This is a genomic window from Paenibacillus sp. FSL W7-1088, assembly GCF_037969855.1.
In the GTDB taxonomy this organism is placed as follows: domain Bacteria; phylum Bacillota; class Bacilli; order Paenibacillales; family Paenibacillaceae; genus Paenibacillus.
This window is the reverse complement of sequence record NZ_CP150216.1, coordinates 5,194,795-5,219,509: the sequence shown is the minus strand read 5'-3', so window position 1 is coordinate 5,219,509 and position 24,715 is coordinate 5,194,795. Positions and strand designations below refer to the sequence as shown.

Annotated in this window: 21 protein-coding genes and 1 other annotated feature (1 of these 22 cut by a window edge); of the genes, 18 read left to right on the top strand and 3 right to left on the bottom strand. The window is 46.1% G+C overall.

Annotation, left to right across the window (positions count from 1 at the left end):
• Positions 1-101 (top strand) — a binding site (T-box leader); it begins 167 nt to the left of the window's first position.
• A gap of 71 nt (positions 102-172) precedes the next feature.
• On the top strand, positions 173-2,617 hold the full coding sequence (gene leuS / locus MKY42_RS23550; protein ID WP_339845083.1) for a leucine--tRNA ligase: 2,445 nt from the start codon (positions 173-175) through the stop codon (positions 2,615-2,617).
• On the opposite strand, the gene comER is transcribed toward leuS, so the two are convergent.
• Complete coding sequence (gene comER / locus MKY42_RS23545) at positions 2,598-3,443, bottom strand: late competence protein ComER (RefSeq protein ID WP_090901707.1); 846 nt, start codon at positions 3,441-3,443, stop codon at positions 2,598-2,600. The two genes, leuS and comER, sit on opposite strands and share 20 nt — an antisense overlap.
• A 186-nt stretch (positions 3,444-3,629) precedes the next feature.
• Between comER and MKY42_RS23540 the strand changes: the two genes are divergently transcribed.
• The 6 genes from MKY42_RS23540 (at position 3,630) to MKY42_RS23515 (ending at position 11,269) form a co-directional block, all read left to right on the top strand.
• Positions 3,630-4,217 (top strand): helix-hairpin-helix domain-containing protein, encoded by a 588-nt coding sequence (locus MKY42_RS23540; protein ID WP_339845081.1) that lies wholly within the window; start codon positions 3,630-3,632, stop codon positions 4,215-4,217.
• 95 nt (positions 4,218-4,312) lie between these two features.
• A complete protein-coding gene (locus MKY42_RS23535; protein ID WP_076288061.1) occupies positions 4,313-4,834 on the top strand; it encodes a cytidine/deoxycytidylate deaminase family protein in 522 nt (173 codons plus the stop codon).
• Between the two features lie 104 nt (positions 4,835-4,938).
• A complete protein-coding gene (locus MKY42_RS23530; RefSeq protein ID WP_339845076.1) occupies positions 4,939-7,800 on the top strand; it encodes a ComEC/Rec2 family competence protein in 2,862 nt (953 codons plus the stop codon).
• Between the two features lie 746 nt (positions 7,801-8,546).
• Positions 8,547-8,741, top strand: coding sequence for a hypothetical protein (locus tag MKY42_RS23525; RefSeq protein ID WP_339845074.1), 195 nt, complete (start codon positions 8,547-8,549; stop codon positions 8,739-8,741).
• A gap of 251 nt (positions 8,742-8,992) precedes the next feature.
• Positions 8,993-9,661 (top strand): Type 1 glutamine amidotransferase-like domain-containing protein, encoded by a 669-nt coding sequence (locus MKY42_RS23520; RefSeq protein ID WP_339845071.1) that lies wholly within the window; start codon positions 8,993-8,995, stop codon positions 9,659-9,661.
• 699 nt (positions 9,662-10,360) lie between these two features.
• On the top strand, positions 10,361-11,269 hold the full coding sequence (locus tag MKY42_RS23515; protein WP_339845068.1) for a helix-turn-helix domain-containing protein: 909 nt from the start codon (positions 10,361-10,363) through the stop codon (positions 11,267-11,269).
• A gap of 298 nt (positions 11,270-11,567) precedes the next feature.
• On the opposite strand, the gene MKY42_RS23510 is transcribed toward MKY42_RS23515, so the two are convergent.
• Positions 11,568-11,870, bottom strand: coding sequence for a hypothetical protein (locus MKY42_RS23510; RefSeq protein WP_053781298.1), 303 nt, complete (start codon positions 11,868-11,870; stop codon positions 11,568-11,570).
• 350 nt (positions 11,871-12,220) lie between these two features.
• Here MKY42_RS23510 and MKY42_RS23505 point away from each other — a divergent pair, with 350 nt between their 5' ends.
• The 3 genes from MKY42_RS23505 (at position 12,221) to holA (ending at position 15,311) form a co-directional block, all read left to right on the top strand.
• Complete coding sequence (locus MKY42_RS23505) at positions 12,221-12,769, top strand: sigma-70 family RNA polymerase sigma factor (protein WP_024628507.1); 549 nt, start codon at positions 12,221-12,223, stop codon at positions 12,767-12,769.
• On the top strand, positions 12,766-14,037 hold the full coding sequence (locus MKY42_RS23500) for a zf-HC2 domain-containing protein (RefSeq protein ID WP_339845062.1): 1,272 nt from the start codon (positions 12,766-12,768) through the stop codon (positions 14,035-14,037). The genes MKY42_RS23505 and MKY42_RS23500 overlap by 4 nt, the downstream gene beginning before the upstream one ends.
• A 257-nt stretch (positions 14,038-14,294) precedes the next feature.
• Positions 14,295-15,311, top strand: coding sequence for a DNA polymerase III subunit delta (gene holA / locus MKY42_RS23495; protein ID WP_090901694.1), 1,017 nt, complete (start codon positions 14,295-14,297; stop codon positions 15,309-15,311).
• A gap of 162 nt (positions 15,312-15,473) precedes the next feature.
• Here holA and rpsT read toward each other — a convergent pair whose 3' ends face one another.
• Entirely contained in the window at positions 15,474-15,746 is a 273-nt protein-coding gene (gene rpsT / locus MKY42_RS23490) for a 30S ribosomal protein S20 (protein ID WP_024628504.1), read from the bottom strand.
• Positions 15,747-15,921: 175 nt separating this feature from the next.
• Here rpsT and gpr point away from each other — a divergent pair, with 175 nt between their 5' ends.
• The 8 genes from gpr (at position 15,922) to grpE (ending at position 24,708) form a co-directional block, all read left to right on the top strand.
• Entirely contained in the window at positions 15,922-16,923 is a 1,002-nt protein-coding gene (gene gpr / locus MKY42_RS23485) for a GPR endopeptidase (protein ID WP_090901691.1), read from the top strand.
• A gap of 160 nt (positions 16,924-17,083) precedes the next feature.
• Positions 17,084-18,379 (top strand): stage II sporulation protein P, encoded by a 1,296-nt coding sequence (locus MKY42_RS23480; RefSeq protein WP_109998774.1) that lies wholly within the window; start codon positions 17,084-17,086, stop codon positions 18,377-18,379.
• Between the two features lie 63 nt (positions 18,380-18,442).
• On the top strand, positions 18,443-18,802 hold the full coding sequence (locus tag MKY42_RS23475) for a hypothetical protein (protein WP_179263710.1): 360 nt from the start codon (positions 18,443-18,445) through the stop codon (positions 18,800-18,802).
• A 146-nt stretch (positions 18,803-18,948) separates the two neighbouring features.
• The gene (lepA, locus tag MKY42_RS23470) at positions 18,949-20,763 is read left to right on the top strand and encodes a translation elongation factor 4 (RefSeq protein ID WP_339845053.1); all 1,815 of its coding nucleotides are present in this window, start codon (positions 18,949-18,951) and stop codon (positions 20,761-20,763) included.
• A 272-nt stretch (positions 20,764-21,035) separates the two neighbouring features.
• Positions 21,036-22,220: a radical SAM family heme chaperone HemW gene (gene hemW / locus MKY42_RS23465; protein ID WP_024628499.1), complete on the top strand. Its 1,185-nt coding sequence runs from the start codon at positions 21,036-21,038 to the stop codon at positions 22,218-22,220.
• Positions 22,221-22,337: 117 nt separating this feature from the next.
• Positions 22,338-22,808, top strand: coding sequence for an N-acetyltransferase (locus MKY42_RS23460; protein ID WP_063567287.1), 471 nt, complete (start codon positions 22,338-22,340; stop codon positions 22,806-22,808).
• 253 nt (positions 22,809-23,061) lie between these two features.
• A complete protein-coding gene (gene hrcA / locus MKY42_RS23455) occupies positions 23,062-24,093 on the top strand; it encodes a heat-inducible transcriptional repressor HrcA (RefSeq protein ID WP_090901675.1) in 1,032 nt (343 codons plus the stop codon).
• Positions 24,094-24,132: 39 nt separating this feature from the next.
• Entirely contained in the window at positions 24,133-24,708 is a 576-nt protein-coding gene (grpE, locus tag MKY42_RS23450; RefSeq protein WP_090901672.1) for a nucleotide exchange factor GrpE, read from the top strand.
• The last annotated feature ends 7 nt before the right edge of the window (positions 24,709-24,715 follow it).

Sequence of the window (24,715 nt, the reverse complement as noted above, 5' to 3'; positions counted from 1 at the left end):
ATCGGTTAACCGCCGTTACAGGTCCAAAGGGAGTGGATGACGAAGCACGATCGTCCGCTAACTAGGGTGGTACCACGGGAATTCAACCTCTCGTCCCTAGCGCTGCAAACGCTACGGGATGCTGAGGTTTTTTTGTTGCAATAAATGCGAATAACCAGAGGAGGAACAATAGATGAGTGAGAATCAACAGCCGAAACACGGCTACAAGCCACAAGTCATGGAGAAAAGCTGGCAGCAATACTGGGATGACAATAAAACGTTTAAAACGGGTGAGGACCCGGCTAAACCGAAGTTTTATGCCCTGGATATGTTTCCGTATCCATCTGGCTCAGGCCTGCACGTAGGTCACCCGGAAGGATACACGGCAACGGATATCGTATCCCGTTTCAAACGTATGCGCGGCTTCAATGTATTGCATCCAATGGGTTGGGACGCTTTCGGCCTGCCTGCTGAGCAGCATGCATTGGATACTGGTGAGCATCCACGACATATTACCTTCCGCAATATTGACAATTTCCGTCGCCAGATCAAATCACTCGGTTTCTCTTATGACTGGGATCGGGAGATCAGTACAACAGACCCTGACTACTACAAATGGACGCAATGGATCTTCATCCAATTGTACAATAAAGGCCTGGCTTACGTAGATGAAGTACCTGTGAACTGGTGCGAAGCTTTGGGTACGGTACTGGCGAACGAAGAAGTTATCGACGGTAAGAGTGAGCGTGGTGGACATCCGGTCGTTCGTAAACCGATGCGCCAATGGGTATTGAGAATTACGGAATATGCAGAGCGTTTGCTGGAAGACCTGGAAGAGCTGGACTGGTCGGAAAGTATCAAGGATATGCAGCGCAACTGGATCGGTAAATCAACCGGGGCGGAAGTTACTTTTGCCATTGAGGGTCATGAAGAAGTTATTAAAGTGTTTACGACACGTGCAGATACTTTGTTTGGCGCAAGTTATGCTGTATTGGCACCTGAGCATGAGCTGGTGGAAGTCATTACAACGGCTGAACAGCGTGAAGCAATCAAGGCATATCAGGAACAGGCTGCTCGTAAAAGCGATCTGGAACGCACCGATTTGGCTAAAGACAAAACGGGTGTGTTCACAGGAACTTTTGCAATCAATCCGGTAAACGGAGCGAAGGTGCCTATCTGGATCGCCGATTATGTTCTGGCTGGATACGGCACAGGGGCGATCATGGCTGTTCCCGGACATGACGCTCGTGACTGGGAGTTTGCGAAACAGTTTGGTCTGGACATCATCGAGGTTGTACAGGGTGGCGACGTGACACAAGAAGCGTATTCCGGAGACGGACCGCATGTGAACTCTGATTTCCTGAACGGATTGAACAACGAAGAAGCGATTGCGAAGATGATTGCTTGGTTGGAAGAGAACGGAAAGGGACAAGGCAAAACGACCTACCGTCTGCGTGACTGGTTGTTCAGCCGTCAGCGTTACTGGGGTGAGCCAATCCCGATTCTGCATCTGGAAGATGGGACGATGAAGACGGTGCCGGAAGATCAACTGCCTTTGCTGCTGCCGGATATTGACCAGATCAAACCTTCGGGCACGGGCGAATCACCACTGGCGAATGTTACAGAATGGGTGAACACGGTAGATCCGGAAACGGGAATGAAAGCTCGTCGCGAGACGAACACAATGCCACAATGGGCCGGTAGCTGCTGGTATTATCTGCGCTTTATCGATCCCCACAATGACAAGGAACTGATCTCTCAGGAGAAACAGCAGCAATGGCTGCCGGTTGATCTGTACATCGGGGGAGCAGAGCACGCGGTGCTTCACTTGCTGTACGCTCGTTTCTGGCATAAAGTGCTGTATGATCTGGGTGTGGTGCATACCAAAGAACCGTTCCACAAACTGGTCAACCAAGGTATGATCCTGGGGACCAACAATGAGAAGATGAGTAAATCCCGTGGTAATGTTATTAACCCGGATGAGATCGTCAATGAATTCGGTGCGGATACATTGCGTCTGTACGAAATGTTCATGGGGCCTTTGGAGGCTACAAAACCGTGGAACGCTAACGGGGTTGAAGGTATGCACCGCTTCCTGTCACGTGTATGGCGTCTGTTCATCAATGAAGATACAGGTGCAATCAACGACAAGATCACATCAGATGGTGGAACCGATGAGTTCAAGCGCACTGCACACAAGACAATCAAAAAAGTTACAGAGGATCTGGAACATCTGCGTTTCAACACAGCGATCAGCCAGTTGATGATTTTCATCAACGATGCATACAAAGCAGATACGCTGCCGCGTGAAGCCATGGAGAACTTTGTACAGCTGTTGTCACCGCTGGCACCGCATATGGCGGAGGAACTGTGGAGCCGTCTCGGTCATGAAGGTGGAATCTCTTATGTAGCTTGGCCGGAGTATGATGAGTCCATGACGGTGGACGCCGAAGTGGAAATTGTTGTTCAAGTGAACGGCAAAATTGTAACCCGTGCTACGATCGCGAAGGATCTGGACGCACAGGGCATGCAGGACTTTACAATGGAACTGGCACCTGTGAAACAGGCACTGGAAGGCAAGACCATTCGCAAGGTCATTGCCGTTCCAGGCAAACTCGTTAATATTGTTGCCGGTTAATCTCACCGGCTTTGAATAATTCATCCAGCTTCAACAAATCTTCATCATATTTGTCATGAGTCGTCTGGATCAGACTGTCAAAAACACCATTCAGATTCACCCTTAGCAGGGCAAGTGCCTGTGCGGTGATGCCGCCAGGTACAGCCACGCGAGCCTGAAGTTCTTGCGGGGTGTATCCTCCTTCGGTGAGCAGCTTGCCTGTTCCCAGGAGCATCTCGCCGGCAAGAGCGCAGGCGTCGGCTCGTTTGATATCAGTTAGCTTGACGGCACTCTCAATCCATTGCTCCAGAAAGAACGATATGAATGCAGGTCCGCAGCTGGAGAAGTCGGATGTGATCCGGGTACAGGCTTCATCCACTTGATAGGGTCTGCCGATATGACTGAGCAGCCCTTCCAGCACAGCGCGGTCTTCGTTAGTCATTCGCTCACCGTGAATACACAGGGACGCTCCGCTGCCGACCTGGTGCGTAACGCTGGGGATAACTTTGGAGACTTTGCAAGGAAGTGAAGATTCCAGATGGCGCAGCTGCACGGGACTGGTGATCGAGACGATTATATGATTGGGATTCACGACAGGCAGGATGTCGTCAATGACATGTTTGAATTCAAGTGGCTTCACGCACAAAAAGATGATATTGCTGCGGATGACGGTTTCCCGGTTGCTCTGTGATTCATGCAGACCGGGGTAACGGAGGGATAACTGCCGTACTTTGGAAGGGGTTCTATTGCTGGCGGCGATCTGCCGTGGCTCAAGTGCACCGGATTGAATCAAGGCATAGATCAGCAGGCTGCCCATGCTGCCGGTTCCGATAAATCCAACCTTCATTGTTCAGGCCTCCTTTCATGCTTTACGGTAATGGCGCAGTTCTTTCCCTCTAGTGTATGCGTCAGGACCTGCTTCACATGACATGAAAATAGTACAGCTTGGTTTACCAGGCAAGTCCAACGGTTCGGAAGCACCGCCCGTGTTCAGAATAGATTTATTTTGAATTCAGGGAGAGGTGTGGAAGAAATGAGATGGAACAAGGGGATGACCATTGTTGCAGCAGTGGTCGGATGTATACTGATATTATGGTCGGGCAAAAGTGAACAGCCGCCTTCTGGCTGGGAACCTATGCAGCTCGCCACCGAGAAGCCGACGATAGAGCAGGAAACCCCTGCTGTACAGTCGGCTACTTTGGTTCAGGAACAAACGAAGGCTTCCGATGCAGACCAGCGACCGTCAACAGCAGAGGCCCCTGTAGAGACTAATCGGGTTGATGACACAGGAGGGAAAGTGGCTGATCAGACAGTTGCTGGCAACCAAACGGACGTTTCTACTGTTGGAACTCAAACGAAATCGGAGGCAGCGATTGTTTCACCAGACAATAACCAAGCATTGGAGAGCAATGAAGCAGGCGACAATGGCAAAATTGATGTCAATACAGCTCCGGCAGCGAAGCTGATGGACCTTCCTGGAATTGGGGAGAAAAAGGCGCAAGCCATTATTGATTATCGTAACTCCCATGGTCCTTTTACCAAAGTCAGCGATCTGACCAAAGTGAAAGGAATCGGAATGAAGATGCTGGAGAAAATGGCTCCTTATGTGCAGATCAGGTAATCACGCAATATTAAAGATTAGGATATAAGTTGAATTGGAAATGACATAAGAACGAAGGATGGGTTCAACTTGTATCCGATGGGAGGGAAACGGTTATGAGCACAGCAGACGTACGCAAAGACTGGGATACGTATTTCATGGACATCGCATATATGGTCTCTACCCGTTCCCGCTGTTCACGCCGTCATGTTGGCGCTGTACTTGTGCAGGGGAAGAAACTGCTTGGAACAGCCTATAACGGTGCGCCCATGGGGGTTCCGGACTGCTCTGAAGCAGGATGCATGATCTCGGAAGAATACGAGCTGGTGGTAACCGACGGTCAGGAGGAAATGGTCAAAAAGCAACGCTGTATTCGTACCATTCATGCGGAGCAGAATTTGCTTTTGTTCACCGATCGGATTGATCGCGAAGGCTCTTCTGTATATGTCACGGATGAACCTTGCTGGACTTGCTCCAATATGCTCGCGAATAGCGGCATTACAGAAATCGTGTTTCATCGCCCGTATCCCAAGGATACAGGCAAGGTGACCAACATGATGAAGCAAAAAGGCATTACGTTTCGTCAGCTGGGAAATTACCAGCCTCCACGTGAGACGATGATGACGGTAAGTGATTAGAACCAATATAATATTCAAATTTGCGGGGAAGAACCTCCGGTTGCTGGATCAGCTGCCGGAGGTTTTTCTGCGTTCATACGGGTGACGCAAAGGAGGGGAAGAACATGAAAGGCAGACCTTTACTGGTATTTACCGTCTGCTGGATATGCGGTAGCGGGATGGCATGTGCCTTATCGGGTTGGTCCTTGATCGTGGGAATGATTGGGGCATTCGTTTGTCTACCACTTTTATTACGATGGATTGATTTACGTGGTTGGTCCATTTTGTTACTGATTGGAGCACTCGTTGGCGGTGCTGTGCACTGGGAATGGAATGATGCGCGGAATCGGAGCAGTCTGCCCGATATCACACATATGGCTGCCGAGGATTTGGACGGTTATGCAGCTACATTTGAAGGAACCCTTATGTCGGATGTACGCATAGATGGGGATCGGGCCGATTTTGAAATGCAGGCCACGTCGATGCATCCACTATCCGATGCATCACTGGCACCGGCTTCGGAAGCGCGAACTGCGCCTAACTTGAGAGAACGTCTAATGGTCCAAGTTCGCCTGGCTGAGGAAGAAGAACAGCAAGTAGCAGCGGGGTGGAAGCGAGGAGATTTGATCGCGTTAACGGGTGCGCTTGCGCTTCCCGGCGAAGCCAGAAATTTTGGTGGGTTTGACTATCGAAATTACTTAAGGACTCTTCATATTCATTGGTTGTTTAAAGTGAAGGGGGCCAGCTCGGTGACCACCATTCCGCCTGAAGGGCTGGGGAAACTCAATATCCTCCGGTGGAATGACATCTTTAGGCATAAGCTTGGCGCAGCGGTAGAACAGATATTTCCCGAACCTCATGCGGGCTACATGAAAGGCTTGATTATCGGGATGGCTAATGACATCGATCCGGATACGTATGGACAATTTTCACAGCTTGGTTTAACTCATATATTGGCGATCTCCGGAACACATGTCGCGGTATATGTGGCATCGCTGCTGCTCCTTTTATCCTGGCTTAGGTTAACCCGAGAAACCTCGCTCACCATTGTGTTGCTGCTAATACCTGCATATGTACTGTTGTCTGGCGGTTCGCCATCGGTCATTCGTGCGGGTATCATGTCGATGATTGGTTTGTATATGGCGCGGCGCGGGCTTGCGAGAGATGGATTGCAGATGATCAGTGCAGCAGCGTTGTTGATGATGTGGTGGAACCCATATTTTTTACTAAGCGTGAGCTTTCAGCTATCTTTTCTTGTAACAGCTGGACTGATGATTTACATGCCACTGATTAATCGGATATTTAGCGGTTGGCCCAAGGGCCTTGCAGCAACAGCTTCTGTGACGGTAACAGCACAGCTCATTTCTTTTCCGGTCACGATTCTGTATTTCAACCAGTTTTCACTGCTTTCATTTGTCGCAAACTTCCTGCTTGTATCTTTGATCAGTGCCATTGTACTTCCTCTCGGAACGGTTGCCCTGATTTTATCGTTTATTTGGATGCCTCTGGCCAAACCATTGGCGTGGATTGCTATTATGCTGAACAAATTGACCTTTGTAAGTGTGGAGTGGATGAATAGTTTGCCTGGTTTTGTGCTGATCTGGGCTACCCCTTCGCTACTGTGGATTGCAGCATATTATGCCATTCTCTATGCACTTTTGCGGTTCCTTCATCGAGGCCGAGGTGACCAGCCTGTTGTTCAGGGCACAGAAGAGGACACAGCTCCGCTGGATCAGCGATATGTTGGGGGAATGAATAAAGCAGCTCTGGGATTGTCTGGGTTGTCTAGTGTATCTTCACAGGGATTAAATAAAGGTGGACGTGAGGCTGGTCCTGGTTCGATGACAACATTAAGTGCAAGTATTGCCTGGCCTGAATATACAAGTGCATTTGCTGCGCGTGGGGCGGGTTTTAACTCTGGTGAACGGATGAACGTCTTCCACAAATGGATGTGCGCGCTGCTGGCTTTCAGCTTTGTGGTGGGATTATGGTGGGCGTACCAGACACCGCAGCCTGCGGGGACCGGAGTGGTGCAGTTTTTGGATATCGGACAAGGGGACAGTACTCTAATTACAACACCTGAGGGTAAACATATTTTGGTCGATGGTGGAGGTACAGTTCAATTCGGGAAGTCTGAACAATCCTGGAAGACACGACGGGATCCATACGAAGTAGGGGCTAAGGTGGTCGTTCCTTTATTGAAAAAGCGGGGCATTCATCGGCTGGACGCGGTAATCGTAACCCATGCCGATCAGGATCATGCTGGGGGATTACAGGCCGTGCTCGAACAGATTCCGGTGGAACGATTCATGTTCAATGGGACAACCAGTGGTACAGCCAATTTCGAGAAATTGCTGGATATCGTTATAGACAAGCAGATTCCGTTATATGCCATTCGCCAAGGGATGTCCTACGCTCCGGATGGGGAGACCAGACTGCATTTTATATATCCGGATCTGGAGAAAGCGATGGATACAGGAGAAAGATTGCCCGTCTCAGAACATCAGAATCATGATTCGGTTGTCTTTTTGCTGGAAATGGCAGGTGCCTCCTTATTGTTCACGGGAGACATGGATGCTGCAGCCGAGCAGGATCTGCTCTTTATGATTCAGGATGGATCGCTTGCAGCCTCGTTTGGACAGTACGATGCGGATACTGCATTAGCAGATGTTTATGTTCAGGAGATGTTCACACGTCAATCGGGGGAGAATCATGAGCTTCCTGTCACCATAGATGTATTAAAAGTTGCACACCACGGTAGCAAAACATCGTCAACGGAAGCTTGGTTACAGTACTGGAATGCATCCGGATCCGTGATCTCTGCCGGGGCCAACAATACATATGGACATCCCAATCCTGGGGTGCTTGAACGTCTTGCAGATTCGGGTACAGAGATCTATCGAACAGATCAAATGGGGGAAATTCAGATGAAGATCAAGGATGGGGAGATTGATGTGCGCTATAAATTGACGATGGATGATTCATGAATTTTTGTGCAGTGGAGTGAGCAGTGGGAGTTGGCTAAAATGGATTACTCTCTTGCTTTTGAAATACCAACTATTAAGCTGATTATAGCCGCACTAAATAAGTTAAGCATGTGATCGATTTGGTCCCAAGTTTTATGGCGTATCATCATATTATATACAATAAATAGTAGACTACAGAGTAGAAAAAATCCTAGAAAGTATTTTAAAAAGATTTTTAAATTCATTTAATCTGCCTCATATCTGCTTAGGAATTTCGTTGCGCCGTTGTGAGTTCTAATTCGTATGTGCGGCTTGAATTACTATAGAATAGTGTAATGATTTTCTGTTACATAACTAATTTCGCTCTTTTACGCAGCTATATTTTCTATTTTAGGGTATGAAGTGGAATTGATTATACTGTTTATGTGAAACTAATGTAAAATTTTCTTCTTTCTTGAAAGGTGCGCAATACTAAAGAGGTATTGGATTGGAGTGTGGGTATATAGTAGCTCGGCAGGTATACGTGCATTAGGTTTTGTCGGTGGAAAACTATTGTCATTTATTGATTTTTCGTGCTACTTCATCGCAATCCTATCATGCTGAGCAGGCTAAGAGGGCTTATGAGGAGCGTCGTAAAGCTTCAATCTCAACCGGTAAATGTTCCAAAGCCATGCTTGGGGTGGAGAACCGTTCACGAATCTTTCACAGAGGAACTGTCGCACTTGGTTTGACAATCTGTCGTTACAAAAGAAATGGAGGGAGTAAAAATGGCAATCATGACTAAAGTCATCACCACTGCTGCATTGGATGCTCCAATAACACATGCTCTTATTGTTTTCATGCATAATAAGTGGAGAAAGCAATGGGAACTGCCGGGAGGCATTATTGAAACTGGAGAGTATGCTCAACAATGTGTCAATTTTGTACGCGTATATAAAGAAGTTTACCAAACAAATATGTAGCATTTGTAGATATACAATTGAGAACTAAAAACTAAGTGATTCAACTAACGGGCAGTACACCGTGGAAAAAATGAAAATCTATTACTCATTATACAATTCCATGTTATGGTAATAAAGAGTTGGACTTATGAAAAGTGTACAAGGGTATGTAGACGAAATGGCTGAAGAACCGCTCATCTTTCTAGCGTGTATAATATGTTTTATCGTTAAGAATGGATGGATGCAAATAGTACATATGGAGGTAATTAAGATTGAAGACTCACTACTATTTCAGTTGGTTTAAAGATTTTTTTCCAGAGAAGCTGGTCAAATTGTTGCATGAGGATATAACAGACAGAAAATCGCTTGTTATGATTAGCGCTGACCCGTCTGGTTATACAGATGAGCAAATTAACTTTGATGATATTTCTGAATGGACATGGTTGAATCAGGCAAACATTATTTTTGAGGAATATCATTTCATTGATTACCGCATGCAGAAGGCAGATGCCCAGCGATTAATTCACAACGCTTCTGTCATTTTTTTATGCGGTGGGGATCCTGTTTTGCAGAACGATTTTTTGGCGGAATATGAATTATCGGATGTGATTAAGAACAGCAATGCCGTTATAATGGGGGCCAGCGCTGGTGCGTTAAACATGGCTGCCAAATGGTTAAGCTTGAATAACACTGGTTTTGAAGGCGAAACAAGTACTATTTATGATGGTATGGGCTTTGATCATTTTGCCTATGAATCTCATTCTCAACGCGACTACACCACGTTTGTTCAAGGCTACCTGTTCCCCTTGTCTGAAGAGATTGATGTTTATGCGGCAGAACAGGAGAGTGTTATACGTGTAAAGGACGGCAAAATAGAAATAATGGGTCCTGTATATTTAATTTCCCACTCAAAGATTCAGAAATTGGTTGAGACGCTCTAATTAGGTGTGAGTGGCTGTTACCTAAAAGGCAATCTTAATATCCCCAGGACTTATTGTCGGGCAGAAATGATAAAATTTTTAGACCGCCTTCAATGGCGGTCTTTCTATGCTCGGCGGATGCTAGCTGCTCATTTTATTGAACTACCCTGAAAATTAACTCATAGCATAACTCTAAAGCTCCTTTCCTTCAGTTGTAATGATGCATGCGGTTTGGATGTTCTTCTTGTGAACATCCAAACCGCATGCCCGTTCAATAAGAACGTCCATGATACTCACCTTTCTACGGCAAAGAGAAATTGGGGGCTGGTGCAACAACCAAAAAAGGGCTAATTTACCCTACGTGCTTCCTAAAAAGGAGCAACAGTCCGTGGTGCACCGAGGTCGCTGGGGTCAGACTAACGGAAGGGTTCAATACACCATAGTTTATTGACCTCTCTCGCCAGCAGTAAGAATAATATAGAACGTAAGCGTGAAATTTTCATTATTCTGTGGTGCTCCGAGAGGGGCATGGTTGGCTAACGGGCGTGATAGTTTAAGACTATCTCAGCATTCCGAAAAACATACTTCAATTAGTACATCTTTTACGCTATATAATTAATTATTAGAAATAAGATAATCTCCAAGGAAACTAATTTGTGCACAAATAGTTGCGATATGAAAACTTAGTATAGCTATACTGCTGTTAAGAGGAGGGAGCAGATGGATTGGCTTATTAGGATGAACCAGGCGTTGGATTACATCGAATTGAATCTAGCCGGTGAGATCGAACTGAAGGAAGTTGCTCAATATGCTTGTTGTTCTTCATATCAGTTCCAGAGAATGTTCTCATTCATTACCAATGTGTCTCTAGCGGAATATATAAGGAGAAGAAGACTTACTCTCGCTGCAATTGAATTGCAAAATAGTGATATGAGAGTTGTTGATATTGCTATAAAGTATGGTTATGAATCTCCAGTGTCATTCGCAAGGGCTTTCCAATTGTTGCATGGTGTTAATCCAGCAATGGCACGAGAAGAAGGAACTTCCCTCAAAGCCTATCCTCGGATTTCTTTCCTTATTTCAATTAAAGGGGAAAAGGCTATGAACTATCGTATCGAGACAATAGAATCCTTTCAAGTATTCGGAATCGAAAAAAAGTTTCAATTAAAGGGAGTAGACACTCCAGCAGAATTATGGAAACAATGTCATGCTAATGGCGAGGTTGAAAGGCTTGAGGAAAATGCAGGCGACATACCAGCCTTTTTAAATCAGGACTATCATAAAATACACGCTGTCTGTAGCTACAAAAAAACAGATGAAGATAGTTTTCCTTACATGCTGTCTGCATTTAAAGGCGATTCAAGCAAAACTGATGGGTACACCAGTATAACAATACCAGCTAACACATGGGCGATTTTTTCCTCTGATCCGTTCACATGGGACAAATTTGATCAAACAATTGAGACCTTATATAAACGTTTCTTCTCCGAATGGCTTCCTACAGCTGGATACGAACAGGTCCATGGGATGGAATTTGAAATTACAGGAAGTAAAGAAGGGCTTAATTTCGTTGAGCTATGGTTTGCAGTAAAGAAAATAAATGAAGATAAACTAAGGATAGATAGTTAAAAAAACGAAAGAGCCTTCCTTTGTAGGATGGACCTAAAGCTTGCTGTTACGCAAAGTGCGAAAAAGCTTCAATAAGCTAACAGAAGATTTTTGGTTAATCACTTACCTGCCTTTCAAATACCGACTGGCAGGTATACGTGCATTAGGTTTTGTCGGTGGAAAACTGATTGTCATTTATTGATTTATGTATGAAGTACATCATTTGCTCGTAGAATGAAACCAAAAGCCCGCTTTCCGGATACTCCTCGGGGAGAATACCGGAAAGCGGGCTGATTTTGGAATGACTTATAACAACGAATTATTCGACGCCATCTTTGAAGTGTTTACTCCAGTGTTTGTCGCCTTTGTGCAACAGATCTTCTACAGTTTTCTCAAGCGTCAGCAAGAGCTGTGCTCGTACATCAAGCACGGTTTCTCTGTACAAGCGTTCTTCCGATCCGACGATTTTATCGCCGTATAATGCCTGTGCAGCGGTGTATTTCCGGTGTTCCTCAACCAGGGTATCAATAGACTGCAACGCATGTTCCACAAAATGGGATATGCTTTGATATTCTTTGGGCATTTGTTCTTTTAACGCTTGAATTTTTGCAAGAGCTGGCATGCTCATCACCTCGTGTTATGAATGTAAATTTACAATACACTGTTTTCATGAAAATTACATTAAAATGAGCTTAAATTTGTACAAAATTTGAACTTTTTCATTTTCAATGCTATAAGTGTTGTTAGCTATAATGTATGCCATTGTCATTAAATTGAGTCGTGTAAGTACTGGAATGACTTTTGAGCAGGCTTGATGACTCGTTATGCAATTTCTGTTATTCTAAGAGAAGATTTCAGCGGCCCCAAATACATAAGCCGTTATTTTGTTATGGCAATAAAAAAAATACTTAACTTTGCAACAATTTTATTGATGGTCACGTCTGTAAGGTTGCAGGGAGAGGGGGATCCTTTGTGGTAGAGCCGGAACTCATCAGAGCCGCTCAATCGGGCGATCGCGACGCTCTAATTACCCTATTGCGGGACATTGAACAGCATGTTTATCGGACCGCATATTACATTCTAAATAATGAACAGGACGCTTTGGATGCTGCTCAGGAAGCGTTGATCCGAATTTACACCAAGATTAATTCATATGAGGAAAAGGCCCAGTTTAAGACATGGGTTCAGCGCATCGTCACGAATATCTGTATTGACAAATTCAGAAGAACCAAGCCCTCCGTCTCCATTGACGAGCATGATATGGTTTTTCAGGACAATCAAGATGTAGAATTCGAAGTGATGTCCACATATGTGGCAAAGGATATTCAGGATGCCATTAACAAACTGCCTGAGCATCATCGTACCGTTATTGTTCTAAGATATTTGCAGGACTTATCCTATAACGAAATTGCGGATTGCCTCGATCTTCCGTTGAATACGGTTAAATCTTATTTATTTAGAGCCAGACAGCAATTACAGAATCTACTACAGGAGTATCAGAAAGGTGGTGTGACAGGATGAAATGCGAAGAGGTGGTGGAATGGATGCACCGGTATCTGGATCATGATCTGGGTGAGGCGGAAACTGCGCAGATGCTACAGCATGTGGCCCAATGCGCGGAGTGCGCCGAAAATTTTAGTTTGCTCAGAGCTCTCTCCAGAGAACTGGAAGATTTGCCGCAGGTAACCCCAAGATTCAGTCTGGTTGATGCCATTATGCCGCAGCTGGATGCAATCGACGAAGCGAAAAGAGAACAAAGCAGTACAATACAGGAAATGAGTCCTGTCCCTGCTGCATTTGAGAATTTACAGCGTTCAATTGAGCGGAAACCGAAGCAAAAATGGTTGAATTCTATGGCAGGCCGGATGTCCATGGGCGCAGCAGCAGCCGCTGTTGTATTGGGCGTTGCCATTTTCGGATATCAGCCAGAGAAGGTTGAAAATGCAGAAATGATAATGAGCACAGGCAGTACTCAAGAAGGCGGGAATGAGGATCAAAATCCACTGAGCAGAGAGATCAATAATGAAGATTCTTCCTCCTCTCTACAGAGCGATAACAGTGTGTGGGTTGACAATTCGGAAAGTCAGCCATCCGCCCAAGATGAACCGACTCAAGAGGTTGGTCCTGAAGAAAACGGTTCAGAGAAGGTGCAGGAACCTGAACTGAAGGAAGGCCAAACTCCTAAACAGCCGGATACGGGATCAGAATTGAACAAGAGTGATGCAACGAAAAACGCTCCTTCCAGTTCCAATCCTGCTGATAGTACGAAGAGTGCCGATCAGCAAAAAAGTCAGGATTCAGAAACTGCTACTGGACCTTCGACTACTGGACCTTCGGCAGGTTCTACTGAGAGCGGAGCAACGGATTCTGAAAATCAGGAGTCGCAATTATTCACTTCTCAGGATATGCCTGATGTTAAGGTAGAAGAGCCGACAGAGGGCGTAACGAGTCCTGATTCCGAGACGGGTATGAATGCATCGGGAGGAAATAAGGGATTGGCTGCCACGGATTCAGGTAACCTTGCCAACACAACTCCAAAAGAATGGAAGTCACCCGATGGCTCCTATCTGGTCATGCTGCTCGGCGATCAGATCAGCATCTACTCTAAGCCTGCCGCTGACCCGGATGTGCTTAATCTGGTGGAGCAACGTAATGTGGAGGGTACACTAAAATCTGCGAGTTGGTCTCAGGATAGCACCGTATTTAATTACGAAACAGATCAAGATGGGACAACAGTGAAGAAATCGTTTAATGTGTCCACTGCCCCAAGCGGAAATTCTACTAAATAGGCTGTAAATTATACGTTTGGCCTCAAGACTTGCCGAACATTTCTGTTGTATCAAGAATATATTGAAATTAACAACAACGTCCTATCTCAGTTGGCATAACTGACGTCGTATGACCGCGCACCAGCCTTTTCTAGAATTGTTGGTGTCAGCGTTTATATAGATGTAGGACAGGGGCCTTCATCCGTTAACCGGATGTAAGGCCCCTTTGTTGTCTGTCACGTTTTCTGGTAGGATAAGAGGGATAAGGGGGCACCGTGATGGATGTAAAGAGTGCGACAAAGGCAATACGTAATGGAGAAACGGCTCCGGTATATGTGCTGTACGGAACGGAGAAGTACCAGATACAGCAATTTACGGATATGTTAAAACAACAGGTTATTGAAGAAGAGCACCGAGAATTTGCGATCATTCCATATGACCTCTCTGAGACACCTGTGGAAGTGGTCATTGAAGAAGCAGAGACGGTTCCTTTTCTTGTTCCACGTAAACTCATTATCGTTCGTGATGCAAATTTGTTTACAGCAGGCAAGGATTCCAAAATTGATCACCAGATTGATCGACTGCTTACATATATGGACAATCCGGCAGATTATAGTACGATTGTGTTTCTGGCCCAAGGCGATAAGCTGGATGAGCGTAAAAAACTAGTCAAGGCAGCCAAGAAACAAGCCGTTGTCCTTGCGTTCGCTCCGCTAAGTAGTGAGGAACTGCTGAGTTGGATTGTCAAGCTGGCGAAGCAGCGGGATGTATCTTTTGAGGCCGGAGCGGCTGACACGCTTGTGAGTTATGCTGGAACAGGGTTGCAGACGTTATCTGCGGAAGTGGACAAGTTGTGTTTGTTTGCTGGTAACGGAGGCACAATCAAACGCGCGGATATCGAATCACTGGTGGCGCGAAGTACCGAGCAGAATGTGTTCGCGTTGGTGGAGGAGCTTGCTAACTTAAGGCTGGAGAAGGCTTTGAGTCTTTTTTATGAATTGCTGAAGCAGCGCGAAGAACCGATCAAAATTGCAGCGTTGATCGCCCGTCAATTCCGAATTATGATCCAGGTAAAAGAGTTAGGACAGCAGAGTTACTCCCAACAGCAGATTGCTAGCCAGCTTGGTCTGCATCCGTATGCTGTCAAAATTGCTGGTGAACAGGCGCGTAAGTTTCAGGCAGATCGTTTGAGGCTAATTCTGAGTCATCTCAGCGAACTAGATTATCAGATGAAGACGGGGGCAGTGGATAAGGTCCTCGGACTGGAGCTTTTCTTGTTAAGGCTTGGTGCGTAACTTAGATATAACTGTAAAAAGCGGCCTCAATTCCGTTGATGGTGAGATCATCGGAATTGAGGCCGCTTCGTTTAAATGAGTGCTTATAGAATCAGATACTAAAAAATCCTGAAAGCTCGTGCTGTTCAGGATTTTTCCATTAGATCGTATAAGTAACGCTTCTTACGCTTGTGCGGAAAGAGCGTTCAGTTTTTTCGCCAAGCGAGACTTTTTGCGGGCTGCAGCATTTTTATGAACCAGACCTTTAGTTACAGCCTTGTCCAGCTTTTTGGAAGCAGCTTGAATCGCAGCTTTTGCAGTATCAACTTCGTTACTTACCAGAGCAGCATCAGCAGCTTTAACAGCTGTACGGAGTGCAGATTTCTGGGAAGCGTTGAGTGCGCGGCGCTTGTCGCTCGTTTTTACGCGTTTAACAGCGGATTTGATGTTTGGCATTACATTCACCTCCTGTAAGGCATTTGCATGAATACAAACGTTTCACAACTTAAAATATTCTAGCACGCTGGCATGCAAATTGCAACAGATTTTCCTATGATGTTCGATAGCGCTGCATAAAGCTCACCATTTTCCCACACAATATGCTCAAATGCGGTAAGGGAGGCAGGGACAGATGACACTGGATTTGCAAAATTATGCAGTTCGTACCGACTTGGCAATTGACTCCAAGGAGATGGCTCAGGGCGGGCAGAAACAGACGATTCCCGGGCTGCGGGAAGATGTGGAAGAGAAAGACGGAATCACCATCACACGTATTGATGTACTTAATGATGCAGCCGCTACAGCGATTGGACGTGTGAAGGGGCACTATGTCACCTTGGAGGTTCCATCGCTTCGTAACGGGGATACCGATCTTCAGGAACGGGTGGCGGCAGAATTCACGCGGGAGATGGAAGATTTTTTGGCCAAGGCGGGAATTAACAAGACATCCAAGGTGCTGATCGTCGGTTTGGGCAACCTGAACGTCACGCCTGATTCACTTGGGCCACTTGTCGTGGAGAATCTGATGGTTACCCGTCAGTATTTTGAGCTGGTACCGGATCAGGTTGCACCCGGTTATCGGGAAGTCAGTGCCATTGCGCCAGGAGTGCTGGGTACAACGGGCATAGAATCCAGTGACATCGTACAAGCGATTGTGGATCGGACGAAGCCGGATGCAATTATTGCGATTGATGCGCTAGCTTCACGCTCCCTCGAACGAGTTAATACAACGATTCAGGTGGCAGACATCGGCATTCATCCTGGCTCAGGCATTGGAAACAAGCGACGAGGACTGACACGTGAAATATTGGGTGTTCCCTGCATTGCCATCGGTGTGCCTACTGTATGTTATGCGTCGACCATCGTGAATAACGTTATTGAAATGATGCGTACTCATTTTCGGCAAGAGACTGATCAAACGAAGCAGATTATGGGCATGCTGGACGATATCGGCGAAAATGACCGTCTCAGTTTGGTAAAAGAGGTACTGGAGCCGCTAGGACATGATCTGATTGTTACCCCCAAAGAAATCGATGAATTTGTCGAAGATATTGCCAATATTATTGCAACAGGTCTAAATGCCGCGCTCCATGATGCGGTAAATGCTGAGAATGTAGCTGCTTACACCCATTAATTAACTTTTGAAATTTAAATGCTTAAGACTTCTTTGAAGAAGGTCCGAATCTATCGGACTTTCTTTTTTTGTGCAATCTTCTTTTTCCTGTTCTATCAAATCTGGCAGGCTCATAGAGTTGAAGTATAAGCGTTGTCCAGCAGGGAAGGAGACAGAAGCAATGAACAAAATATTGGCCTGGAATATTGGTAAATGGAAAAAGAGATGTTTGCACGTGCTGGCCATGGGCCGTACGTTGTTGTTGCTTATGATCATATCTGCCTTATTTTTTGTTGTACTCGGTCTAGGGGGCATGGCAGAGAAGCGTTTGAATAGCTCCCCCGTTTCTTCTATGAAAGGATTTGCGGGAGCCGTATCAAGCAGCTTTTTTGTGGACATGCTCGGCATGGAAATGCCGCATCTAACTCAGAAGGAACAAGCATCTGCATTTTCTGGTGAAAATCTGACTTCGTTTGTATTTCAACTGCTGACGAATGTGAATCCGCAAGACCCGAAAAGCCTGATCGCTAGAGAAATGCCTGGCATGGGTTCCAATCAACCCGTACTGCTGCGACCGGGGTCGGGAAATGAAAAAGCTGAAGCTCCAGAAGATTATCAGCCGGGTCCTGGACTCATTGATACGGCCTCGGCAGGCGGAGGGAAATCAGGTGGTGAGCAGCATATCCCACCAGGTCAGGATGATACCGATCCATCCGATCCGCAGGATTCGGGTGATGGCGAAGTAAAGGGTGATCCCCCACCGAAGAGTGGCGGTAAAGATGAACCTAGCAAACCAACGACAGGGAAAAAAGCGATTCTTGTTTATCATTCCCATCCACGTGAAGGATACAATCCTCTCTTGGGCACGAAGAGTGACAATCCTTCCTCTGGGAAATCGACTGGTAATGTTTTTCAAGTGGGAACCTACTTGTCCGACAGTTTGGAGAAGCTGGGGATTGGGGTGGAACATGCGCAAGAAGATTATCCAACCAAGGTCAAGGATTATAACTGGAATTATTCCTATAAATACTCCCGTCAGACGGTGAAAGCTGCACTTGCTCAAAATGACGATCTTACGTATCTCATCGATATCCACCGTGACTCTCAGCGTCATAACAAAACAACGACAACCATTAATAATCTGGGTTATGCCAAAGTATATTTTATTATAGGACATGAAAATCCAAACTGGCAGCAGAATGAAGCCTTTGCGGCCAAAATTCATAAGAAACTGGAAGCGAAATATCCAGGGGTGTCTCGGGGCGTCTGGGGTAAGGACGGCGGCGGGGCCAACAATGGCGAATACAACCAAACGCTTTCTCCCAACAGCATATTGATTGAGATTGGCGGCATCGACAATACAGCTGCTGAACTGGAGCGGACATCCAAAGTACTCGCTGACATGATTGCAGAGGTGTATTGGGATGATCAGAAGGTGGACAAAGCGAGTGTGGAAAAGACGTCACAAGGTGGCTAATGGCTAGTATTCCTGATAGGGAAGAATAGCAGAATCGAAGATATATAACAGGAGGCGAGGAATGTGTCCAGATTCGGCAAAAGATTGTTTTCCATCTGTGTATTAATGTTGCTGGGTGTTCTGTTTGGAATGCAGCTGGCAGGCAGCAACTTTAATAGGGGCGATGATTCGACCGGCAACCCTGCAGTGGTGAAAACGGAGCCGGTGTCACCGGCTGCCGAGTCTGTTCAGACCGCGCCTGTACAACAGGAGGTTAAAGAACCTCCAACGGTACCTGTTCTGTCACCGAGTCAGGTGCTTGGCGCAGAGCAGAGCAAAGCGCCGGTCGACGTGCTGGCTGACAAAACGGCAGGTCTTCTTCAAAATCTGTCCCATAACGGAATGAAGTGGGTAGTATCCTTATTTAGCGGAGTCGCTGAATAAAAGGCTATGAAATATAGGCAAAATATACCCTTGGGAGTTCGTAATTGTGACGATAATTATAAAGTTGAGGCAACGCGGGATTGATGCACCCTGCATCAACTGTTATAATGAAGTGATTGACACTAGGCTGTTTCTGGGGGTAAGGAATGACTGACATTCGGACAAGACAACGTAAAATTCGTAACTTTTCAATTATTGCACATATAGATCACGGCAAATCAACACTTGCGGACCGGATCTTGGAGTACACAGGTGCGCTAACTACACGTGAAATGCAAGAACAAGTATTGGACCAAATGGAACTTGAACGCGAACGTGGAATTACGATCAAGCTGCAGGCGGTAGCGCTGACTTACAAAGCCGATGACGGCGAAGAGTATCTGTTGAATCTGATTGATACGCCTGGACACGTAGACTTCACGTATGAAGTATCACGCAGCCTTGCTGCATGCGAAGGTGCTTTGCTGGTTGTGGATGCGGCTCAGGGTATTGAAGCCCAGACGCTGGCTAACGTGTACCTGGCATTAGATAATGATCTTGAAATTTTACCGGTAATTAACAAGATTGACCTTCCAAGTGCTGACCCGGATCGGGTTAAACAGGAAGTGGAAGATGTCATTGGATTGGATACAAGTAATGCGGTATTGGCTTCAGCCAAAGCGGGAATTGGTATCAAAGAAATTCTCGAGCAAGTGGTGCTAAGTGTTCCAGCTCCACAAGGTGATCCTGACCAGCCTTTGAAAGCGCTGATTTTTGACTCTCACTATGACCCGTACAAAGGCGTAATTGTTTACGTACGTGTTGTAGACGGCAAGATTAAATCAGGTTCCAAAATCAAAATGATGGCAACAGGCAAAACGTTTGAAGTCATTGAAGTTGGAGCGTTCAAACCTCGCATGACCATCGTGGACGAGCTGAACGTCGGTGATGTTGGATTTATCGTAGCAGGTATCCGGCATGTAGGTGATACACAAGTCGGGGATACCGTGACAGATGCCAAAAATCCAACACCTGAACCTTTGCCTGGCTACCGCAAAATTAATCCAATGGTATACTGCGGTCTCTATCCGATTGAAACATCGGATTATGTTGATCTGCGTGAAGCGTTGGAGAAATTGCAGTTGAACGATGCATCGCTCAGCTTTGAGCCGGAGACTTCCAGTGCACTCGGTTTTGGATTCCGTTGCGGATTCCTTGGGTTGCTTCACATGGATGTTATCCAGGAACGGATTGAGCGTGAGTTCAACATTCCATTGATCACAACGGCACCAAGCGTAATTTACCACGTGACGTTGACCAATGGTGAAGTTATGCAAATTGATAACCCATCCAACTATCCTGAGGTGGGCAGAATTGATTTTGTTGAGGAACCGTATGTTAAAGCTTCAATTATCGTACCGAATGATTATGTGGGTACTATTATGGAGCTTTGTCAGAATAAACGCGGTGAATATGTGAATATGGAATATTTGGACACAACTCGGGTTACCATTACGTATGAGATCCCGTTGTCCGAGATTGTATATGACTTCTTCGACCAGTTGAAATCAAGCACCAAAGGATATGCATCCTTTGACTACGAGCTGTCCGGTTATCGTCAGTCCAATCTGGCGAAAATGGATATCTTGCTTAATGGTGAGCAAGTCGATGCCTTGTCCTTCATCGTTCACCGTGATCGTGCGTATAACCGCGGCCGCATTATCTGTGAGAAGCTGCGTGAGCTGATTCCACGGCAAATGTTCGAGGTGCCGATCCAGGCATCTGTGGGTACCAAAGTTGTAGCTCGTGAAACGGTAAAAGCAATGCGTAAAAACGTACTTGCCAAGTGTTATGGCGGTGACATCTCGCGTAAACGGAAGCTGCTTGAGAAGCAGAAGGAAGGTAAGAAGCGGATGAAGCAGGTTGGTAACGTAGAGGTGCCGCAGGAAGCGTTCATGGCGGTGCTGAAAATTGATGATTAAGAACGCAATCTCCTAATACATCAAATTTTGTGTATCGGAGAATGCGTTTAAAAAGAGTTTGCTTGCAAACGTCAAGTGAGGCCTTTCGGTACATCAATAATTTGTGTATGAAAGGATGAACGATTTTTTGAGGTACAGCACAGAATGTGTGTATTCAAACTAGATTAAAGACGTTTGCTTTGCAAACTAGGTACAACACAGAATAACCAATAAACCAAGCTGAAAGGGAAGCCGGATGGCTTTCCTTTTTTCAAATAGAGGGGGACCTTGCCATGACATTGGCAGCACACAGCCGGAAAACAGGTGCACCCCAAGCGGTGTATCTTCACATTCCCTTTTGTACAAATAAATGTTTCTACTGCGATTTTAACTCCTACGTATTGAAGGACCAGCCGGTTATGCAGTACCTTGAAGCGCTGGAACGGGAGATGGAACATACAGTTAAAGCGAATCCGCCGGGAGAAATCAAAACCATATTTGTGGGCGGCGGCACGCCGACTGCACTGAAACCGGACGAAATGGCCGTATTCCTGAAGTCCGTTAAGACCTATTTCCCGAATTGGGCAGACGATATTGAGTTTTCAATGGAAGCTAACCCGGGCACAACAGATGCGGAGAAGCTCGCCGTTATGAAAGAAGGCGGAGTGAACCGCGTCAGCTTTGGTGTACAGGCTTTTCAAAATGATCTGCTAACAGGTATTGGCCGGATTCATAATACAGATGATGTATACCGCAGTTTGGAAAATGCACGAGCAGCTGGATTGCATAACTTGTCCATAGACCTGATGTTTGGTTTGCCAAACCAGACTGTCGAGATGCTGAACGAGAGTATCGACAAAGCGCTGGAACTGGATTTGCCTCATTACTCCATATACAGCCTGAAGGTGGAAGAGAATACGCTTTTCCATACGTTGTATCAGAAGAACCAGCTACCGCTTCCTCATGAAGACGACGAGTTGCAAATGTATCTTCTATTAATGAAGCGAATGAAAGAAGCAGGTTACGGACAATACGAGATCAGTAACTTTGCCAAACCCGGCTTCGAGAGCCGTCACAATATCACGTACTGGCGTAATGAGGACTACTACGGTCTGGGTGCAGGTGCTCATGGATATGTAGGCCGCGAACGCCATATGAATATAAAAGGTATAAACCCGTATGTTGAAGCTTCCAAAGGAGGTCTGCCGCGTCTCGATCATTTTGAGATCAGCCGCGCCGAGGCCATGGAAGATTATCTGATGGTTGGGTTGAGAATGTTGGAAGGTGCTTCATCCTCACGGTTTAGCGATCAGTTCGGGGAGCCTATGGAGGAAGTGTTTGCGAAGCCTTTGGGCAAAATGCTGAATGCAGGACTGCTGGAGAAGACGCCAGACGGCTTCCGGCTTAGTGAACAGGGCATCCTGTTCGGAAATGACGTTTTTGCCGAGTTTATCGGGTCTATATCGCTGAATTCGTAGCTTGAAATTCTATACGCTCTGTTGTATATTTATTCATATTGATTTTACAGAGCGTGTGATTTATACAACTACGAAGTCGGCTTTCCTCTGGAAAGCTTCTTATAGGGGGAGAGCTGGATGTCGGCCATATGCAGAAAAGCCGTACCGGAAGATGTTGAACCATTATTTGAAATGATTAAGGGCTATGCAGAGCGTGGGATCATGCTTCCGCGTTCAAGGGAAGTACTGCAACGGCAGCTGGAGCACTTTGTTGTAGCGGAAGTGAATGGTCAGGTTGTAGGCTGTGGATCTCTCTGCCGTCTGGGGAATGATCTGGTGGAAGTCAGATCGCTTGGTATCTCCGAAGGTCACAAAGGCATGGGGATTGGCTCACTGCTGCTGGATCGGTTGGTAGAGGAAGCGGAGAAACAGCAAATTCCCAAGGTCATGGCGTTGACATATGAGGTGTCCTTTTTTCTCAAAAACGGTTTTGCCGTGGTGAACAAGGAGATTTTCCCGGAAAAAGTATGGACCGACTGTGTACATTGCAGCAAGCAGGATTGCTGTGATGAGATTGCTGTATTGAAAGAGTTGAATATTTCAGCCTGATAAATGAATGAACCGTATGGATTGAGCCGAGTATACTCTATCTCACCTGCGGTTCTTTTTAATTCATGAGATGTACAGTAAAGTTGTTATGTCTTGGAGACATTGGTCTATACTATAAATAGATGAACGTACTCATCAAACTGACTTGACAATGATCACGTCATTTTGGTATTTTTGTATTACCGCTTAGCACTCATCTAACCGGAGTGCTAACGACATGGGACAGTACAGTCAGAAGGAGGGAATACTCACCATGTTAACAGAGCGTCAACGAATGATTCTGAACGCTATAGTGGATGACTATATCCGTTCAGCTGAGCCCGTAGGGTCCCGGAGCATTTCCAAAAGGGGAGATGTTGGATACAGTCCGGCGACGATCCGTAATGAAATGGCGGACCTCGAAGATATGGGCTTTCTGGAACAGCCGCATACTTCGGCAGGACGCATTCCTTCACACAAAGGCTATCGATATTATGTCGATCATTTGGTTCCCTGGAATCAGGTTGAGCCGCAAGAGCTGGACGATCTGAAGTCATTTTTCGCAGAAAAGCTGAACGTGATGGAACAAGTTATTCAACATGCCTCAGTCATTTTATCTCATATGACAAATTATACTTCGATCCTGCTTGGGCCGGAAGTTTTTCACACGTCACTTCGTCATTTTCAACTGCTTCCGCTTAATGAAAACGAGGCTGTTGCCATCATCGTAACGAACACGGGTCAGGTGGAGAACAAGACAGTTCAGATTCCACCCGAAATTTCGGTAGCGGAGATGGAGAATGTAGTTCGTTTATTAAACAGCAAGCTGGTCGGCGTGCCGATTTACAAATTAAAATCTCGTCTCTACACCGAGCTTGGGCAAGAGATGGAACGGCATATTACACGTTATGAGGAAGTCATGCAGGTGCTGAACAGTGCCTTTGACAACGAGCATGACAATCGTCTGTTCCTTAGTGGTGCCACCAATATGTTGACCCAGCCAGAGTTTAGAGATATTGAAAAGGTAAAAGATATTCTTGACCTGCTGGATGAGACACCAACACTCATGAAATTGATGATGCCCGTGCAGGGTGGATCTGGTATTCAGGTGCGAATAGGCACCGAGAATGATCATGAAGCCTTCGCCAATTGCAGCCTGATAACGGCATCCTATTCATTGGATGGAGAGGCTTTGGGCTCCATCGGGATTTTGGGACCTACGCGAATGGATTACGCACGTGTCATTCATATTTTAAATACATTATCCCGTGATTTGACGGCCATGCTAACGCATCGCTTCAAATAAGGGAATGAACCATTTCATTCTTATAAGGAGGTGAACATCTTGAAAGAGGAGCAATCATTCGCAGCAGAAGAACAGGAACAGCAATCCACTACAGCAGCGGAGCAGGAGCCTGTCAACGAAGCCGGAGCTGCAGAAGCACAGGCGGAAGAGATGACAGATCAGGAGCAAGATGAGATCGCACGTTTGAAGGCGGAAGCTGAGGAACATCAACAACGTTTTGTCCGTGCGCAAGCTGATTTTGATAACTTCCGTCGTCGTACACAGAAAGAAAAAGAAGAACTGGCGAAATATGCTTCGATGAAGCTGGTCACCGAATTGGTGCCGGTTATTGATAACTTCGAGCGTGCCATGGCTACTGTACCGGAAGGTACGGAAGTCGAGTCCTTCTCCAAAGGCATCGAAATGATCTTCCGTCAGCTGGAGACTGTGCTGAACAATGAAGGGCTGACGTCAATGGATACGGTAGGACAACCGTTTAACCCTGAATTCCACCAGGCGATCATGTCAGTGGAGAGCGACGAGTATGAAGAAGGTACCGTTGTTGAGGAAGTCCAAAAAGGTTATATGCTGAAGGATAAAGTACTTCGTCCGGCTATGGTCAAAGTTAGCTCATAATTTCGAT

What these genes read in the sequence shown, in the direction of transcription:
- leuS (WP_339845083.1), top strand. Translation starts at nt 173, where the DNA reads ATGAGTGAGAATCAACAGCCGAAACACGGCTACAAGCCACAAGTCATG.
- comER (WP_090901707.1), bottom strand. Translation starts at nt 3,443, where the DNA reads ATGAAGGTTGGATTTATCGGAACCGGCAGCATGGGCAGCCTGCTGATC.
- MKY42_RS23540 (WP_339845081.1), top strand. Translation starts at nt 3,630, where the DNA reads ATGAGATGGAACAAGGGGATGACCATTGTTGCAGCAGTGGTCGGATGT.
- MKY42_RS23535 (WP_076288061.1), top strand. Translation starts at nt 4,313, where the DNA reads ATGAGCACAGCAGACGTACGCAAAGACTGGGATACGTATTTCATGGAC.
- MKY42_RS23530 (WP_339845076.1), top strand. Translation starts at nt 4,939, where the DNA reads ATGAAAGGCAGACCTTTACTGGTATTTACCGTCTGCTGGATATGCGGT.
- MKY42_RS23525 (WP_339845074.1), top strand. Translation starts at nt 8,547, where the DNA reads ATGGCAATCATGACTAAAGTCATCACCACTGCTGCATTGGATGCTCCA.
- MKY42_RS23515 (WP_339845068.1), top strand. Translation starts at nt 10,361, where the DNA reads ATGGATTGGCTTATTAGGATGAACCAGGCGTTGGATTACATCGAATTG.
- MKY42_RS23510 (WP_053781298.1), bottom strand. Translation starts at nt 11,870, where the DNA reads ATGCCAGCTCTTGCAAAAATTCAAGCGTTAAAAGAACAAATGCCCAAA.
- MKY42_RS23500 (WP_339845062.1), top strand. Translation starts at nt 12,766, where the DNA reads ATGAAATGCGAAGAGGTGGTGGAATGGATGCACCGGTATCTGGATCAT.
- holA (WP_090901694.1), top strand. Translation starts at nt 14,295, where the DNA reads ATGGATGTAAAGAGTGCGACAAAGGCAATACGTAATGGAGAAACGGCT.
- rpsT (WP_024628504.1), bottom strand. Translation starts at nt 15,746, where the DNA reads ATGCCAAACATCAAATCCGCTGTTAAACGCGTAAAAACGAGCGACAAG.
- gpr (WP_090901691.1), top strand. Translation starts at nt 15,922, where the DNA reads ATGACACTGGATTTGCAAAATTATGCAGTTCGTACCGACTTGGCAATT.
- MKY42_RS23480 (WP_109998774.1), top strand. Translation starts at nt 17,084, where the DNA reads ATGAACAAAATATTGGCCTGGAATATTGGTAAATGGAAAAAGAGATGT.
- lepA (WP_339845053.1), top strand. Translation starts at nt 18,949, where the DNA reads ATGACTGACATTCGGACAAGACAACGTAAAATTCGTAACTTTTCAATT.
- hemW (WP_024628499.1), top strand. Translation starts at nt 21,036, where the DNA reads ATGACATTGGCAGCACACAGCCGGAAAACAGGTGCACCCCAAGCGGTG.
- MKY42_RS23460 (WP_063567287.1), top strand. Translation starts at nt 22,338, where the DNA reads ATGTCGGCCATATGCAGAAAAGCCGTACCGGAAGATGTTGAACCATTA.
- hrcA (WP_090901675.1), top strand. Translation starts at nt 23,062, where the DNA reads ATGTTAACAGAGCGTCAACGAATGATTCTGAACGCTATAGTGGATGAC.